Source organism: Streptomyces sp. RFCAC02 (genome assembly GCF_004193175.1).
Taxonomy (GTDB): domain Bacteria; phylum Actinomycetota; class Actinomycetes; order Streptomycetales; family Streptomycetaceae; genus Streptomyces.
The window spans coordinates 4,283,696-4,297,592 of record NZ_SAUH01000001.1 but is presented as its reverse complement, the minus strand read 5'-3'; the positions used below and the strand labels follow the sequence as shown (position 1 = coordinate 4,297,592).

Annotated in this window: 13 protein-coding genes; 6 read left to right on the top strand and 7 right to left on the bottom strand. The window is 73.5% G+C overall.

The window, feature by feature from the left end; all coding sequences use genetic code 11:
• Positions 1-13: 13 nt before the first annotated feature.
• Entirely contained in the window at positions 14-1,303 is a 1,290-nt protein-coding gene (locus EMA09_RS19960) for a DUF445 family protein (protein WP_346655871.1), read from the bottom strand.
• Between the two features lie 99 nt (positions 1,304-1,402).
• Here EMA09_RS19960 and EMA09_RS19955 point away from each other — a divergent pair, with 99 nt between their 5' ends.
• The gene (locus EMA09_RS19955) at positions 1,403-2,722 is read left to right on the top strand and encodes an SGNH/GDSL hydrolase family protein (protein ID WP_129842366.1); all 1,320 of its coding nucleotides are present in this window, start codon (positions 1,403-1,405) and stop codon (positions 2,720-2,722) included.
• A gap of 129 nt (positions 2,723-2,851) precedes the next feature.
• A complete protein-coding gene (locus tag EMA09_RS19950) occupies positions 2,852-5,185 on the top strand; it encodes a transglycosylase domain-containing protein (RefSeq protein WP_129842365.1) in 2,334 nt (777 codons plus the stop codon).
• A 20-nt stretch (positions 5,186-5,205) separates the two neighbouring features.
• Here EMA09_RS19950 and EMA09_RS19945 read toward each other — a convergent pair whose 3' ends face one another.
• A complete protein-coding gene (locus EMA09_RS19945; protein WP_129842364.1) occupies positions 5,206-5,508 on the bottom strand; it encodes a co-chaperone GroES in 303 nt (100 codons plus the stop codon).
• Between the two features lie 93 nt (positions 5,509-5,601).
• The gene (locus EMA09_RS19940; protein ID WP_129842363.1) at positions 5,602-5,925 is read right to left on the bottom strand and encodes a DUF3618 domain-containing protein; all 324 of its coding nucleotides are present in this window, start codon (positions 5,923-5,925) and stop codon (positions 5,602-5,604) included.
• A 156-nt stretch (positions 5,926-6,081) separates the two neighbouring features.
• Between EMA09_RS19940 and bcp the strand changes: the two genes are divergently transcribed.
• From bcp to EMA09_RS19920, 4 genes are all read left to right on the top strand, one after another.
• Positions 6,082-6,549, top strand: coding sequence for a thioredoxin-dependent thiol peroxidase (bcp, locus tag EMA09_RS19935; protein WP_129842362.1), 468 nt, complete (start codon positions 6,082-6,084; stop codon positions 6,547-6,549).
• Positions 6,550-6,559: 10 nt separating this feature from the next.
• Entirely contained in the window at positions 6,560-7,339 is a 780-nt protein-coding gene (locus EMA09_RS19930) for an HAD-IIA family hydrolase (protein ID WP_129842361.1), read from the top strand.
• A 167-nt stretch (positions 7,340-7,506) separates the two neighbouring features.
• Entirely contained in the window at positions 7,507-8,181 is a 675-nt protein-coding gene (locus tag EMA09_RS19925; protein ID WP_129842360.1) for a hypothetical protein, read from the top strand.
• Positions 8,178-8,840: a class F sortase gene (locus EMA09_RS19920; protein WP_129842359.1), complete on the top strand. Its 663-nt coding sequence runs from the start codon at positions 8,178-8,180 to the stop codon at positions 8,838-8,840. The genes EMA09_RS19925 and EMA09_RS19920 overlap by 4 nt, the downstream gene beginning before the upstream one ends.
• Positions 8,841-9,253: 413 nt before the next feature.
• On the opposite strand, the gene rdgB is transcribed toward EMA09_RS19920, so the two are convergent.
• From rdgB to EMA09_RS19900, 4 genes are all read right to left on the bottom strand, one after another.
• A complete protein-coding gene (gene rdgB / locus EMA09_RS19915; protein ID WP_129842358.1) occupies positions 9,254-9,862 on the bottom strand; it encodes an RdgB/HAM1 family non-canonical purine NTP pyrophosphatase in 609 nt (202 codons plus the stop codon).
• A gap of 34 nt (positions 9,863-9,896) precedes the next feature.
• A complete protein-coding gene (locus EMA09_RS19910) occupies positions 9,897-12,008 on the bottom strand; it encodes a beta-galactosidase (RefSeq protein ID WP_129842357.1) in 2,112 nt (703 codons plus the stop codon).
• A gap of 75 nt (positions 12,009-12,083) precedes the next feature.
• Complete coding sequence (locus tag EMA09_RS19905; protein ID WP_129842356.1) at positions 12,084-12,989, bottom strand: carbohydrate ABC transporter permease; 906 nt, start codon at positions 12,987-12,989, stop codon at positions 12,084-12,086.
• Positions 12,986-13,885 carry a sugar ABC transporter permease gene (locus tag EMA09_RS19900; protein WP_129842355.1) on the bottom strand — a complete coding sequence of 300 codons (900 nt, stop codon included), beginning with the start codon at positions 13,883-13,885 and terminating at the stop codon, positions 12,986-12,988. Before EMA09_RS19900 ends, EMA09_RS19905 begins: the two co-directional genes overlap by 4 nt.
• Between the last annotated feature and the right edge of the window lie 12 nt (positions 13,886-13,897).

The following is a 13,897-nucleotide window of genomic DNA, read 5'->3' as shown; positions in this document are numbered from 1 at the left end:
CATCCTACCGGCCTCAGCCGCCGAGCACCCGGGTGACGGCGTGGATGACGAGACCGGCGAGCGCCCCGACGACCGTGCCGTTCAGCCGGATGAACTGCAGGTCGCGGCCGATGTGCAGCTCGATCTTCCGCGAGGCGGTCCGGGCGTCCCAGGAAGCGATGGTGTCGGTGATCAGGGACGTGATCTCGGTGCGGTAGCCGGAGACGACGTACACGGCGGCGTCGGTGATCCAGCCGTCGAGTTTGGCGCGCAGGCGGGCGTCCGAGGCGAGCCGGCCGCCGACACCGCCGATCGCGTCCCGGGCGCGCCGCCGCAGCGGGCTGTCCTCGTCGGCGGCCGCCGACACGATCATGGCGCGGACGCCGCCCCAGGCGGTGGCGATGAGGTCCTGCACCTCGGGCCGGGCGACGAGGTCGCGCTTCAGGCGTTCCACGCGGGCGCGGGTCTCCGGGTCCTCGCGGAGCTGGCGGGCGAAGTCGGTGAGGAAGCGGTCCAGGGCACCGCGGGCCGGATGGTCGGGGGCGTCGCGCATCTCGGCGGTGAAGCGGACCAGTTCACGGTGGACGCGGTCGCCGACCCGCCGGTCCACGAAGCGCGGCGTCCAGCCGGGCGCGCCGCCCTCGACGGCGGTGAGGACGGCGTCGCGGTGCTTCACCAGCCAGTCGTGCGCCTGGGCGCAGAAGAGGTCGACGATCCTGCGGTGCCCGCCGTCCGTGACGGTCCGCTCCAGCAGGCGGCCGAGGTGCGGGGCGACCTCGGCGGCGGCGACGCGACGGGTGATCGTCTCGCCGAGGACGGCCTGCACGTCCGCGTCGCGCAGGACGGTCAGCCCGCCGCGGACGGCGGTGGCCAGCTCGCGGGTGACGCGTTCGGCGTTCTCGGGGCGGGCGAGCCAGGTGCCGAGCCGGCCGGCGATGCCGATGGCGGCCAGCCGGTCGCGGACGACGCCGGCCGCGAGGAAGTTCTCCCCGACGAAGTCGCCGAGCGACTGGCCGAGCTGGTCCTTCTTCGTCGGGATGATCGCGGTGTGCGGGATACGCAGGCCGAGCGGGTGCCGGAAGAGTGCGGTCACGGCGAACCAGTCCGCCAGCGCGCCCACCATGCCGGCCTCGGCGGCGGAGGCGACGTACCCGGCCCACGCGCCGGCGCCGTGGTGCTCGGCCCAGGTCGCGAGGGCGTACACGACGGTCACGAGGACCAGCAGGCCGGTCGCGACGGCCTTCATGCGGCGCAGGGTGCGCAGCCGTGCGGCATCGCCGGGGCCGAGCGGCGTGCCGGCGTCGGTGTCGTCCATGCCCTCGATTGTCGCCGCTCGCGGGGCGTACCGGGCGGAGCGCCGGGCCGTACTCCGCCCGGGTGAGCTGTGATCACCCGATCGTGGGACGATAGGACAGTGGGAGCGGTGAAAGTTCGGTGGGGGTTCGCCCTGCTCGCGGGCCTGCTGGCCGTGTTGCTCGGCGTCGTCGTCTCGGTCGGAACGGGCCGGGAGGAGCGGCGTGACCTGGCGGCGCCCGAGCCGGAGACGCAGGCGCCGGCGCAGTCGGACGCCGAGCGGGCGCCGGACGGCGCGTGGGTCGGCACCTGGAGCGCGGCGCCCACGGGAGCCGAGCCGGGCACCCGGGACGGGCTCCCGGGACAGGCGCTCCGCAATGTCGTGCACACCTCGGTGGCCGGCAGCAGCGTCCGTATCGAACTGTCGAACGCGTACGGCAGCGCTCCCGTCACGTTCACCGAGGTCACCGTCGCGCTCGGCGCGGGCAGCGGTGCGGCCGCGCGGCCAGGATCGCTGGTGCCCGTCACGTTCGGCGGCGGGACGTCCGTGACGATCCCGGTGGGCGAGACGGTGGTCAGCGACGCCATGGGCCTGGAGGTGCCCGCGGACGCCGACCTGCTCGTCACCGTGTACGCGCCGGAGGCGTCGGGCACGGTCACCTACCACCGGATGGCGCAGCAGACCAGCTACGCGGCCACCGGGGCCGTGGCCGCCGACGAGACCGGCACCCCGTACACCGACACGACCACGTACTGGCGCTACCTCACCGGCGTGCAGGTCCACACCCCGTACGCCGACGGCGCCGTCGTCGTCCTCGGCGACTCGCTGACGGACGGCATCACCTCCACGCCGGGAGCGAACCACCGCTGGACGGACTTCCTCGCCGACCGCCTGCGGGACGAGCCGGGCGCGCCCCACATGGCCGTCCTGAACCAGGGCATCAGCGGCAACCGCCTCCTCCGTGACGCGACACCCGAGCGCTACTACTACGGCCCCTCCGCCCTGGCCCGGCTCGACACGGACGTGCTCGACGAGGCGGGCGTGCGCACGCTCTTCGTCCAGATCGGCATCAACGACCTGATCCTCCAGCCGCACCAGACGGACCCGGCAGCGGTCGTCGCGGGCCTGGAGCAGCTCGTGGCACGCGCGCACGAGGCCGGGCTGCGGGTGGTCGGCACGACGCTCACCCCGTTCGGCGTCTCGGGCGACGACGGGGTGGAGCTGGAGCGGGTCCGCCAGCAGGTCAACGCGGCGATCCGGGCCGGCGGCGTCTTCGACGCGGTCGCGGACTTCGACAAGGCCCTGCGCGACCCGATGCGACCCCAGCACCTCCTGGCGGCGTACGACTCGGGTGACGGTCTCCACCCCAGCGACGCCGGTTACGCGGCCATGGCCGGTGCCGTCGACCCGGCCGAGCTGGCGGCCCCGGAGCCCGACCGGTCGCTCTGATCCCGGCGGCCCCCTTCCGGGTGACCGGGCACGCCAGCGGAGGCGCATACGTCCGGCTCGGTCACGCACAGTGCCACAGTGGTCCACGGACAGCGCGGTACACAGGGTGCGGGAGCCGACGGGAGCGCCATGAGCGACAGCGGAGACCCGGGACAGCGGGCACAGCGGCGTGGGCGTGCCGGGAGCGACCCGCGGTGGGCCTCCCGTACGGCGCTGGCCGCGGCCTCCCCCGCCCCCGCGCGCCGGCGGCGCGGCCTGCGCCGGCTGATCCCGCCCTGGCGCGTGGCGCTCGGCGGCGTCCTGCTGGCCGTCGTCGTCGTGATGGGCGCCCTGGTGGCCGGCTACCTGCTCGTCGACATCCCCGAGCCGAAGGCGGCGGCGGCAGCGCAGAGCAATGTGTACCTGTACGCGGACGGCAGCCGGATCGCCGTCGCGGGCGACGTGAACCGCGAGAACGTCCCCCTGTCCGAGGTGCCGCTGCACGTCCGCCGCGCCGTGCTGGCCGCCGAGGACCGCAGCTTCTACGACGACCCGCCCGTGGACCTGCGCGCCATGACGCGCGCCGCGTGGAACATGGTGCGCGGCGAGGGCAAGCAGTCCGGCTCCACCATCACCCAGCAGTACGTGAAGAACTACTACCTCGACCAGCGGCAGACCATCGGCCGCAAGGTGAAGGAGCTGTTCATCGCGGTGAAGCTGGGCCGGGAGAAGAGCAAGGACGATATCCTCGAGGGCTACCTCAACACCAGCTACTTCGGGCGCGACGCGTACGGCATCCAGGCCGCGGCGCGCGCCTACTACGACAAGGAGGCCGCGGACCTCACGGTCGAGGAGGGCGCCTACCTCGCCGCGCTGCTCAACGCACCCAGCTCCTACGACGTGCGTGCCGTGCCGGAGAACCGCGACCGCGCCGTCGCCCGCTGGAACTACGTCCTCGACGGCATGGTGTCGGAGGGCTGGCTGAAGCAGGACCGGCGCGAGGAGATGTCGTTCCCCGAGCCCGGCGAGATCTCGACCGACCGGTTCTCGGGCGAGCGCGGCTATCTCGTGGAGGCGGTGGCCGAGTGGCTGCGCTCCAACGGCGTCGCGGACGAGGACGAGCTGCACGCCGGCGGCTACCGCATCACCACGACGATCGACCCCGACCGCCAGGACGCCCTGACGCGGGCCGTCGAGGAGGGCTTCCTCGACGGCCTGGACGCCGATGCGCCGCCCGACGCCTGGGCACGGGTGGGCGCCACCTCAGTGGACGTGGCGAGCGGCGAGGTCGTCGCCATGTACGGCGGGCGGGACTACACCGAACAGTTCGTCAACAACGCGACGCGCCGCGACTACCAGGCGGCGTCGACGTTCAAGCCGTTCGTCTACGCCGCCGCGCTCGACCACGACGCCGAGACGCGCGACGGCGACCGGATCGGGCCGCGCACCCGGTACGACGGCGACAGCGGGCGCGAGGTCGTCGACCGCGACGGGGAGAAGACCGGCTGGGCGCCGGAGAACGAGAACGACGAGGACTACGGCGAGATCACCGTCGCCGAGGCGATGGACCAGTCGGTGAACGCGGTGTTCGCGCAGATGGGCGAGGACGTCGGCACCGACCGCGTGAAGGACACGGCCGTCGCGCTCGGCATCCCCGACAACACGCCGGGGCTGGATTCGGCCGAGGGCTCGATCTCGCTCGGCACCGCCACGCCGAGCACGCTGCACGTCGCGGAGGCGTACGCCACGCTGGCCCGGCACGGGGAGCACCGCCAGGTCACGCTGGTGTCGGGGGTGACGCAGGACGGCGAGGAGGTGGAGCTGCCCGAGCGGCCCGTGACCCGCGCGGTCTCCCGTGACGCGGCCGACGGCACGACCGAGCTGCTGCGGGACGTGGTCCGCGTCGGCACGGGGGCGGCGGCGCAGGCCGCGGGGCGGCCTGCGGCCGGCAAGACGGGGACGGCCGAGGACGACAAGGCCGCGTGGTTCGCCGGTTACACGCCGGGGCTCGCCACGGTCGTCGCCGTGTTCGGGCAGGACCCGGAGTCCGGGGCGCAGAAGGAGTTGTACGGGGTGGCCGGGCAGGAACGGATCAGTGGCGGCGGGTTCCCGGCGCAGATCTGGGCGCGGTACACGGCGGAGGCGCTCGACGGGGAGCCCGTACGGGAGTTCGACCTGCGGACGCGGCGGCCGGCGCCGGAGCTGCGGCCGGGCGGCCAGGACAGCGACACCGCTCCCGACGAGGACCCCGGGGAGACGGGGGACGGCGGTGAGGACGGCGGTGAAGAGGAGACGGACGAGCCCGACGAGCCCTCCGCCCCGTCGTCGGGACCGGGCCGGCGGGACGAGGAGGACGCCCCGGCCCCCGGCGGCACGGGCGGCACCGGCGATGAGGAGACGGCGGAGCCCACCGGCCCCGCACAGCCGTCGCCGCCGACGGCCCCGGACTCCCCGGGGACGGACGGCGGCGACGCGACGGACTGACGGCGGCGGCGGCGGCCCGGCTACAGGTACAGGCCGGTCGCCCCGTCCGTGTCCTGGAGCCGCTCGGCGGCCACGGCGTGCAGGTCGCGCTCCCGCATGAGGATGTACGACACGCCCCGCACCTCGACCTCCGCCCGGTCCTCCGGGTCGTACAGCACCCGGTCGCCCGGCTCGACCGTGCGGACGTTCTGCCCGACGGCGACCACGTCCGCCCAGCTCAGCCGACGGCCGACCTGCGCGGTCGCCGGGATCACGATGCCGCCGGAGGAACGGCGCTCGCCCTCGGACGTGTCGGCGCGCACCAGCACCCGGTCGTGCAGCATCCGGATGGGCAGCTTGTCGGGGAGGGAGGGGAGGCACTCACGGGAAGACCGTATCTCAGGAGCGGAAGGCGCCGGCCACTGACCGGTGTCCGCTCAGCGGCCCCGGCGGCGGGTGCTCGCCACCAGGAGCCCCCCGACGGCGACGGCCAGCACCACGACGGGCACCACCCGGTCCATGCGCGGCGCCCCCTCGGGCGTCACGAACTGGGAACGGACGGCCGTGACCGTACGGTTGGCGGTGACCAGCGCGCGCCCCACCGAACGGTCCATGGTGGCGGCCGCGCGGGCCTTCAGGTCCCCGGCGATGGTGCTGGGGTGCACACGGACCGCGATCTCGTCCAGTGTCTCGGCGAGACGCTGCCGCCGCCGGGCGATCCCCGCCTCGATCTCCGCAGGTGTCCTCGCTGCATCCGGCACGCTCTGGCCTCCGTCTCCGCGTGTTCCGTGTCTCGGCACAGTGTGTCAGCTCACGTGCCCGCCTGCCCGTCCGCGTCCCCGATTAGGCTGTGTGGCGCAGCGGGTGACCCATCCGGCCACTCCAGCACCACGGACCAGACCGCGAGGAGCCACCTCATGAGCGCGCGCCTATCGCCGGGTGACCCGGCACCGGCCTTCACCCTGCCCGACGCCGACGGGAATCCGGTGTCGCTGGCCGACCACGCGGGCCGCAAGGTCATCGTGTACTTCTACCCGGCCGCGCTCACTCCCGGCTGCACGAAGCAGGCCTGCGACTTCACCGACAACCTGAGCCTCCTCGCGGGCGCGGGCTACGACGTCATCGGCGTCTCCCCGGACAAGCCGGAGAAGCTCGCGAAGTTCCGCACGCAGGAGGACCTGCGGGTGACACTGGTCAGCGACCCCGACAAGAAGGTCCTCACGGCCTACGGGGCGTTCGGCGAGAAGCAGATGTACGGCAGGACCGTCACCGGCGTCATCCGTTCGACCGTGATCGTGGACGAGCGGGGGAACGTGGAGCGCGCCCTGTACAACGTGCGGGCCACCGGCCACGTCGCGAAGCTCATCAAGGACCTGGGGATCTGAGGAGGCCGCCATGGCGGAGCGCAAGCCGATCGAGTCCTGGCTGACCGACATGGACGGCGTCCTCATCCACGAGGGCGTCCCCATTCCGGGGGCGGACCGGTTCCTGAAGCGGCTCCAGGAGTCGGGGAAGCCGTTCCTGGTACTGACCAACAACTCCATCTACACGCGCCGTGACCTGCGGGCGCGGCTCGCCAGGATGGGTCTCGACGTGCCGGCCGAGTCGATCTGGACCTCGGCGCTGGCGACCGCGCAGTTCCTGGACATCCAGCGCCCGGGCGGCACGGCGTACGTGATCGGTGAGGCGGGCCTCACGACGGCCCTCCACGACGTGGGCTACGTCCTGAGCGACCAGGCGCCGGACTACGTCGTCCTCGGCGAGACCAGGACGTACAGCTTCGAGGCGCTGACGAAGGCGATCCGGCTGATCAACGACGGTGCCCGCTTCATCGCCACCAACCCGGACCACACCGGTCCCTCGGCCGAGGGCGCCCTGCCGGCGACGGGGTCGGTCGCCGCGCTGATCACCAAGGCGACCGGCCGCGACCCGTACTTCGTCGGCAAGCCGAACCCGCTGATGATGCGCACGGGGCTCAACCTGCTCGGCGCCCACTCGGAGACCAGCGCCATGGTCGGCGACCGGATGGACACCGATGTGCTGGCCGGTCTTGAGGCGGGGATGGAGACGTTCCTGGTGCTGACGGGGCTGACGGCCGCCGGGGACATCGACACGTTCCCGTTCCGGCCCTCGGCCGTGGTCGACTCGATCGCGGATCTGATCGAGAAGATCTGAGCCTGCGGGCGGGCGGGCTGCGTCGGACGGGGGTGGCGCGGCCCCCGTCCGGGCCAATCCGGGGGCCGTGCGGATGCGGTGCGGCGGGAGCCGGGAGACGTTCGGGGTACCGATCCGGAGGTCTCCCCATGGGCATCCCCTTTCCCCTGAAGCTCACCCTGTGTGCGATGGCCGTGACCGCTGCCGGTGCCGCCGGTACGACGGGTGCCGCGGCCGCCGACGGCGATCCCCCGGCGCCGGTGCCGGGGGACCAGCCGTCGGTCCGTGTCTCCCCGGCGGGACCGCGTCCCGGTGAGGACGTCGAACTGACGGTCACGGGCTGCGCGGAGCGGCGCGGCACGGTGCGGTCGGACGGGTTCGCCGCCGAGGCGCGGCTGGCCCCGGCGCCGGAGGACGACGGCCAGGGCCTCTTCGGCGAGGCGCGGGTGCGGACCACCGCGGAGCCGGGGGTCTACTCGATCCGGGTCGCGTGCGACGGGTCGGACGCGAAGGTGTCGGGGCGGCTCGTCATCACGGGGCGCGGCGGGGACGAGCCGGGCGGTGCCGGGGGTCAGGACCGTACGGGCCGCCCCGGTGACGCGGGCGCGCCGGGCGGTGCGGGCCGCGGTGACGGCGGGGGCGTTCCCGGCGGCGCGGAGTCGCCCGGAGCGCCGGAGCACGGCCGCGCCGGCGGGCCCGCACCACGCCCCACCGGCCCGGTCGCCGCGGGCGGCGGCGGGACGGCCGGCGACGCGTCGCCGGCCGGCTTCCCCGCGCCGGATCCGGCGGGCATCGCGCTCGGCACCGCCGCGCTGCTCGGTGCCGGCGGCCTGGCCGCCCGCCGTGGGCTGCGGCAGCGGTGAGGGGGCGGCTGCTCGCGGCGGCGACCTGGGCGCTGCTGCTCACCGGAGTGTGGCTGTGGGGCAGGGCGCTGACGGAGGACGGCGGCGCGGCGGCGCGCCCGGCGCACGAGGCGGTCTCCGACCGCGGTGCCGGCGCGGGCGCGGACGCGCTGCCGCCCGCGGCGCGGCCGCTGCCCGGCGCGGCGCCGCCGGCCCGGGTGGAGATCGCCGCGCTGGGGGTGGACGCCGAGGTCATGGAGCGCGGCGTGGACGAGGGCGGCGGTGTCGCTCCCCCGCCGTTCGACGCGCCGGGCGCGGTCGGCTGGTACGCGGACGGCGCGACGCCGGGCGCGGCCGGACCCGCGATCCTCGTCGGGCACGTGGACACGACGGAGGAGCCGGCGGTCTTCTACCGCCTGCGGGAGCTGGTCCGGGGCGACACCGTGCGGGTGACGCGGCAGGACGGCAGCGTCGCGGAGTTCACCGTGCGGGAGGTCACGGAGGTGCCGCGCGAGGCGTTCGACGCCCGGGAGGTGTACGGTCCGCGGACGCCCGGCGAGGCGGAGTTGCGGCTGATCACCTGCGGGGGCGGCTTCGATCCGGCGGCGGGCGGTTACGCGGCGAATGTGGTGGTGGACGCGTATCTGACCGGCACGGCGGCGGCGCAGGAGACGGTCTGAGAGCCGGACCGGCGTCCGGGCGATACCGAAGTAGCCCGGTTCGTCGACTTTCGGCGACTGGGCGGGAGTTGCCCGGCCTGTCAGGGTTGGGGCATGCGAGAGACACTGCACCGGGGCACACCGGATCACGAAGTGACGGAGCACGTGGCGCGGAACCGCGCGGGGTCGGACGGCGAGGGTTCCCGAGGCCGAGTACGGGGGTGCGGGACCTCGGAGCGGGCGGGTCCGCACCGGGCGGCATGGCGGTCGGAGCGCGGATCGCCCGGTCGGGCGGTGATGGAGCCCGGGGCACCGGACCGGCCGGGCGGGCGGCCGTGGCCCGGAAGCCGGCCCGCGGCGGGCCGGGCGTCGCCCGGCGCCGCGGTGCCCGGCCCGGTGGCGGCCGGCCCGCCGACCGGGGCCGGCGGGGCACGTCAGCCCAGGTCGAGCGCGGTGGCGATGTCCTCCGCGAGAGCGCGGAAGGCCCGCCCGCGGTGGCTGATGGCGTTCTTCTCCTGCGGCGAGAGTTCGGCACAGGTGCGGGTGTCGCCGTCGACCTGGAGGATCGGGTCGTATCCGAAGCCGCCCGACCCGGCCGGTTCCCGGCGCAGCGTGCCGGCGAGGACGCCCTCGCGCACGTACTCCGTGCCGTCCGGGAGCGCCAGGGCCGCGGCGCACGCGAAGTGGGCGGCGCGGTGCTCGTCGGGCACGTCCCCGAGCTGGGCGAGGAGCAGGTCGAGGTTGGCCCGGTCGTCCCCGTGCCGTCCCGACCAGCGGGCGGAGAAGATGCCGGGCGCCCCGCCCAGGACGTCCACGCACAGACCCGAATCGTCGGCGACGGCCGGCAGGCCGGAGACCCGGGCCAGGGCGTGGGCCTTCAGCAGGGCGTTCGCCGCGAAGGTGACGCCCGTCTCCCTGACCTCGGGGGCGCCGGGCACGGCGTCGGCGCCGATGAGTTCGACGGCGACGCCGGCCTCGGTCAGGATGGCGCTCAGCTCGGTGACCTTGTGGGCGTTGCGGGTGGCGAGAACGAGTCGTTGCATGCGCCCGATTATGGTCGGCCGCATCGCGCGCCTCTCACGCCGTGTCGTCCCGCGCCTCCTCCGCGAGGACCCGTACGTCCCACGGGCCGAGGCGCAGTGGTGCGCCGGCCGGGAGCGACTCGCCGCTCAGCACGTCGCGGACGGCCACCGGAAGCGGCAGGGTGCCGGGCTCCCACGACCAGTTGTGGACGAACCGCAGCCGTGTCCCGTCCGCCGCGGTGGCGCCGGTGACCGTCCGGCCGGGTCCTGCGGCCCGCCAGCCGTCGTCGGGGGCCGGGGCGCACCAGGTGAGGACGGCGGCCGCCAGCTCCGGGTCGGGCACCGTGCCGACATAGGTGACGCGGCCCTCGTGGTGCCGGCGCGTGGTGACGGCCGGCCAGCGGCCGAAGTGCGGGTGCGTGTAGGAGGCGAGGACTTCGGCGTCGGTCACGCGGAGCCCGTCGATCCAGCGGGTGGCGGTCGTCCCTTCGGGGAGGTCGAGCGGGGAGCCGTCGGGTGCTGTGACCGGCACCGGGTCCCGCAGTGTGGAGAACTCGTCGTACCAGACGCCTGCGGCCTCGTCGAGGAAGGCCGGCTTCCGCTCCCGGCGGGCGCGGACCTCCTCGTCGCCGTAGCCGGTGCGGATGCCGAGGACGAGGTGGCCGCCGGCCGCCGCGTAGCGTTCCAGCCAGCGCAGCGCGCCGTCCGTGGCGACGAGCAGCCCCGCGGCCACCAGGACGGGTCGGCGCGCGGCGAACGCGGCGGGGTCCTCGGCGAAGAGCTGCCCCTCGTGGATGATCCGCACCTGCCGTCCGGCGTCGAACGCGCCCCGGTAGAACGCGTCGAACACCGCGTGGTACGAGCGGCGGTCCCCCTCCCCGTCCGGGGTGTGCAGCATGGGAGTGCCCTCCAGGGACCACTTGGTGTCCGTGGACCACAGGAGCGTGATGTCGGCGTCGGGGTCGAGTCCGGCAACGAGCTCACCGGCGCGTTCGAACTCGGCGCCGAGGCGGGCTGTCTCGTCGTAGATGCGGCCCGGTTCCTGGCTGTGCGGGAGGATGCCGCCCCAGTACGTCTCGGCGCCGAAGTGCAGGGTGTGCCAGTGCCAGTACTCGATCATCCGGGCGCCGCGCGAGACCAGCGCCCAGGCGGCCTGGCGCCACTGGCCGTCGTAGGCCGGTTCGTTGACGTACGCCTGGCCGATGGCCTGCGCGTTGGTCTCCGTCACGAGGAAGGGTTCCTGCCGCGACGAGTACATGCGGTCGGCGGACTCGTACAGCGCCCAGGTGCCCTCGGTGGACCAGTCCTGGCGGGCTGTCGCGGAGGCGGGCAGTGCGAGGGAGTCCTGCATCCGGTAGTAGGGGTTGCCCGCGGTGATGTCGAGGCGCGCGGTGAGGTCGTCGTCCTTCGCGGTCGGCCTGGGATAGGAGATGCAGGTCGTCACGAACTGTCCAGGCCGCGCGTACTCGCGCACGACATCGGCCTGCCAGCCGATGAAGTCGGTGGTCAGCGAGCCCTGGAAGCGGCGCCAGGCCAGGTCGTACTGGGGTTGGGCGTTCATGTCGGGGGTCCACAGGTCGGCCCAGGTGGACAGGCGGTGGGACCAGTAGGTGAGGCCCCAGCGCTCGTTGATCTCGTCGACGGATCCGTAGGTGTGGCGGAGGTGGTCCACGAAACGCTGGAAGACGCCGTGGTTGTGGAAGATCTCGTTTCCCGGCTCGTTGTCGACCTGGTAGCCGATGACGGCGGGATGGTCCGCGTACCGCTCGACGATCCGGCGGATGACACGTTCGGCGTGGAAGAGGAAGGCGGGGTGGGTGTAGTCGATCTCCTGGCGGGCGCCCCAGCCCATCGGCCGTCCGGTGGCGCGCTCGGCGTTGATCTCCGGGTAGGCGCGGGCCAGCCAGGGCGGTGCCGCGTAGGTGGGGGTGCCGAGGACGACGGAGATGCCGCGCGCGTGCGCGCCGTCGAGGACGGGCTGGAGCCAGTCGAGGTCGAACCTGCCGTTCTCCGGTTCCCAGGTGGACCAGACGGACTCGCCGACCCGGATCACGGAGAACCGCGCGCGGGCCATGAGGTCGAGGTCCTCATCCAGGCGGGGCGACGGCTGGTACTCGTGGTAGTAGGCGGCGCCGAACAGGACCCGGCGGGGCAGCTCGATGGGCATGCGGTGCTCTTTCCGTGGTGCTCGTGCGGGAGTGTGCTCGATCGGTCGGGGTCGGGAGGTGTCCGGGCGCCGGGGTCAGCCCTTCACGGCACCGGTGGACAGCCCTTCGAGGAGCTGCTTGCGCAGCAGGAGGAAGACGAGGACGGTCGGCACCGACGCGAGGACCGCGCCCGGCAGCACCTGGTCGAACTGGCGGGACTCGGCGCGGAAGAGGATGTTCAGACCGAGCGGGAGGGTGTAGCGCTCCGTGTCGGAGATGAGGACGAGGGGCCACAGGAAGCTGTTGTAGCTCTGGAGGAACTGCCACACGGCGAGCGCGCCGAGGGAGGGCCGCAGCAGGGGCAGCACGACCCGCAGGAAGATGCCGAACTCGCCGGCGCCGTCGATCCTCGCGGCCTCCAGGATCTCGTCCGGTATCGACTGGACGATGTACTGCTGCATCATGAAGATGCCGAAGGCGGGCGCGACCCAGGGCACGATCAGGGCGAACCACGGGTTCGAGAGGCCCGACTTCACGACGAGGATGAACAGCGGCACCAGGATCACCGCGAACGGCACCGACAGCGAGCTGAACATCACGGAGAACAGGAACCGCTTCCCCGCGAACCGGTACTTGGCGAAGGCGAAGCCCGCCAGGGCGCACACGAAGACGGCGATGGCCGTCGCGATCAGCGCGGTGGCGACGCTGATCGCGAACCAGTTCCAGAACGGCTCGCCGTCCAGCAGCCGGCTGTAGTTCCCGCCCGTGACCGGATCGGGTATCAGTTTCGGCGGGTACTCGAAGATGTCGCCGCGTTCCTTGAAGGAGCCGCTGAGCGCCCACACCATCGGCGCGATGAAGACCAGCAGCAGCACGGTCAGGGTGACATACAGGAGGGCGCGTCCGGTGCGCGAGGAGCGGCGGCGCGGCGCGTTCGGGCGGGGGCCGCTCCCCCGCGCGGTGGCGGCGGTCCCGGGGGCGGGGGGAGACGCGGCACTCATGAAATCCTCCCGATGGAGAGCACCCGGTTCAGGATCTGGCTGATGCCGAAGACGGCGACGAACAGCACGAGGCCGGCGGCGGCCGCGTAGCCGAACTGCTGCCGCTCGAACGCCGCCCGGTACACGAACATGGCGACCGTCAGGGTCTCCTCGCCCGGCCCGCCGCCCGTGATCAGGTACGGCTCGTCGAAGAGCTGTGCCGCCCCGATGAAGGAGGTGACGACGACGAACGCGGTGACCGGGCGGATGCCGGGCAGCGTGACGGCGGTGAAGGTGCGCAGCATGCCTGCGCCGTCGAGTTCGGCGGCCTCGTAGCGTTCCTTCGGGACAGCCTGGAGCGCCGCGAGGAAGAAGATGGTGAGGTAGCCGACCCAGCGCCACATCAGGACGAAGCCGACCGACACCTTCGCGAGCGTCGGGTCGCCGAGCCAGTCGGTGTTCCCCGCGCCGAAGAGGGCGCGCAGCACGGCGTTGACGAGCCCGTACTGCTTGTCCAGCAGCAGGCTGTAGACCAGGGCGATGACGATGGGCGACAGCACCATCGGGACGAAGAAGGTGACGCGGAACAGGTCGCGTGCCCGCAGGCCCCGCGTGTTCAGCGCCTGCGCGATGAGCAGGGCGGCCGGCACGATGAGGAAGACGCTGACGGCCACGAAGATCAGCGAGTTGGCCAGCGCCTTGTGGAAGCTCGTGTCGCGGGCCAGGTCGGTGAAGTTCCGCAGTCCGACGAATTCCGGCGTGCCGAGGCCCACCCACTCCGTCAGGGAGAGATAGACGGCGGCCAGGATCGGGACGATCATGAACAGGGCGTACAGCACGTAGAACGGCGCGATGAACGCGTACGGCGCGTATGCCCGGCGCCTCTTCCCGGCGGGGCGCGCGGCGAGTGAGGTCATGGTCGGCATTCC

Excerpts from the sequence above, each read along its gene's own strand:
- EMA09_RS19930 (WP_129842361.1), top strand. The coding sequence starts at position 6,560 with ATGGCGGAGCGCAAGCCGATCGAGTCCTGGCTGACCGACATGGACGGC.
- EMA09_RS19900 (WP_129842355.1), bottom strand. The coding sequence starts at position 13,885 with ATGACCTCACTCGCCGCGCGCCCCGCCGGGAAGAGGCGCCGGGCATAC.
- EMA09_RS19945 (WP_129842364.1), bottom strand. The coding sequence starts at position 5,508 with ATGCTGCACGACCGGGTGCTGGTGCGCGCCGACACGTCCGAGGGCGAG.
- bcp (WP_129842362.1), top strand. The coding sequence starts at position 6,082 with ATGAGCGCGCGCCTATCGCCGGGTGACCCGGCACCGGCCTTCACCCTG.
- EMA09_RS19925 (WP_129842360.1), top strand. The coding sequence starts at position 7,507 with ATGGCCGTGACCGCTGCCGGTGCCGCCGGTACGACGGGTGCCGCGGCC.
- EMA09_RS19950 (WP_129842365.1), top strand. The coding sequence starts at position 2,852 with ATGAGCGACAGCGGAGACCCGGGACAGCGGGCACAGCGGCGTGGGCGT.
- EMA09_RS19910 (WP_129842357.1), bottom strand. The coding sequence starts at position 12,008 with ATGCCCATCGAGCTGCCCCGCCGGGTCCTGTTCGGCGCCGCCTACTAC.
- rdgB (WP_129842358.1), bottom strand. The coding sequence starts at position 9,862 with ATGCAACGACTCGTTCTCGCCACCCGCAACGCCCACAAGGTCACCGAG.
- EMA09_RS19905 (WP_129842356.1), bottom strand. The coding sequence starts at position 12,989 with ATGAGTGCCGCGTCTCCCCCCGCCCCCGGGACCGCCGCCACCGCGCGG.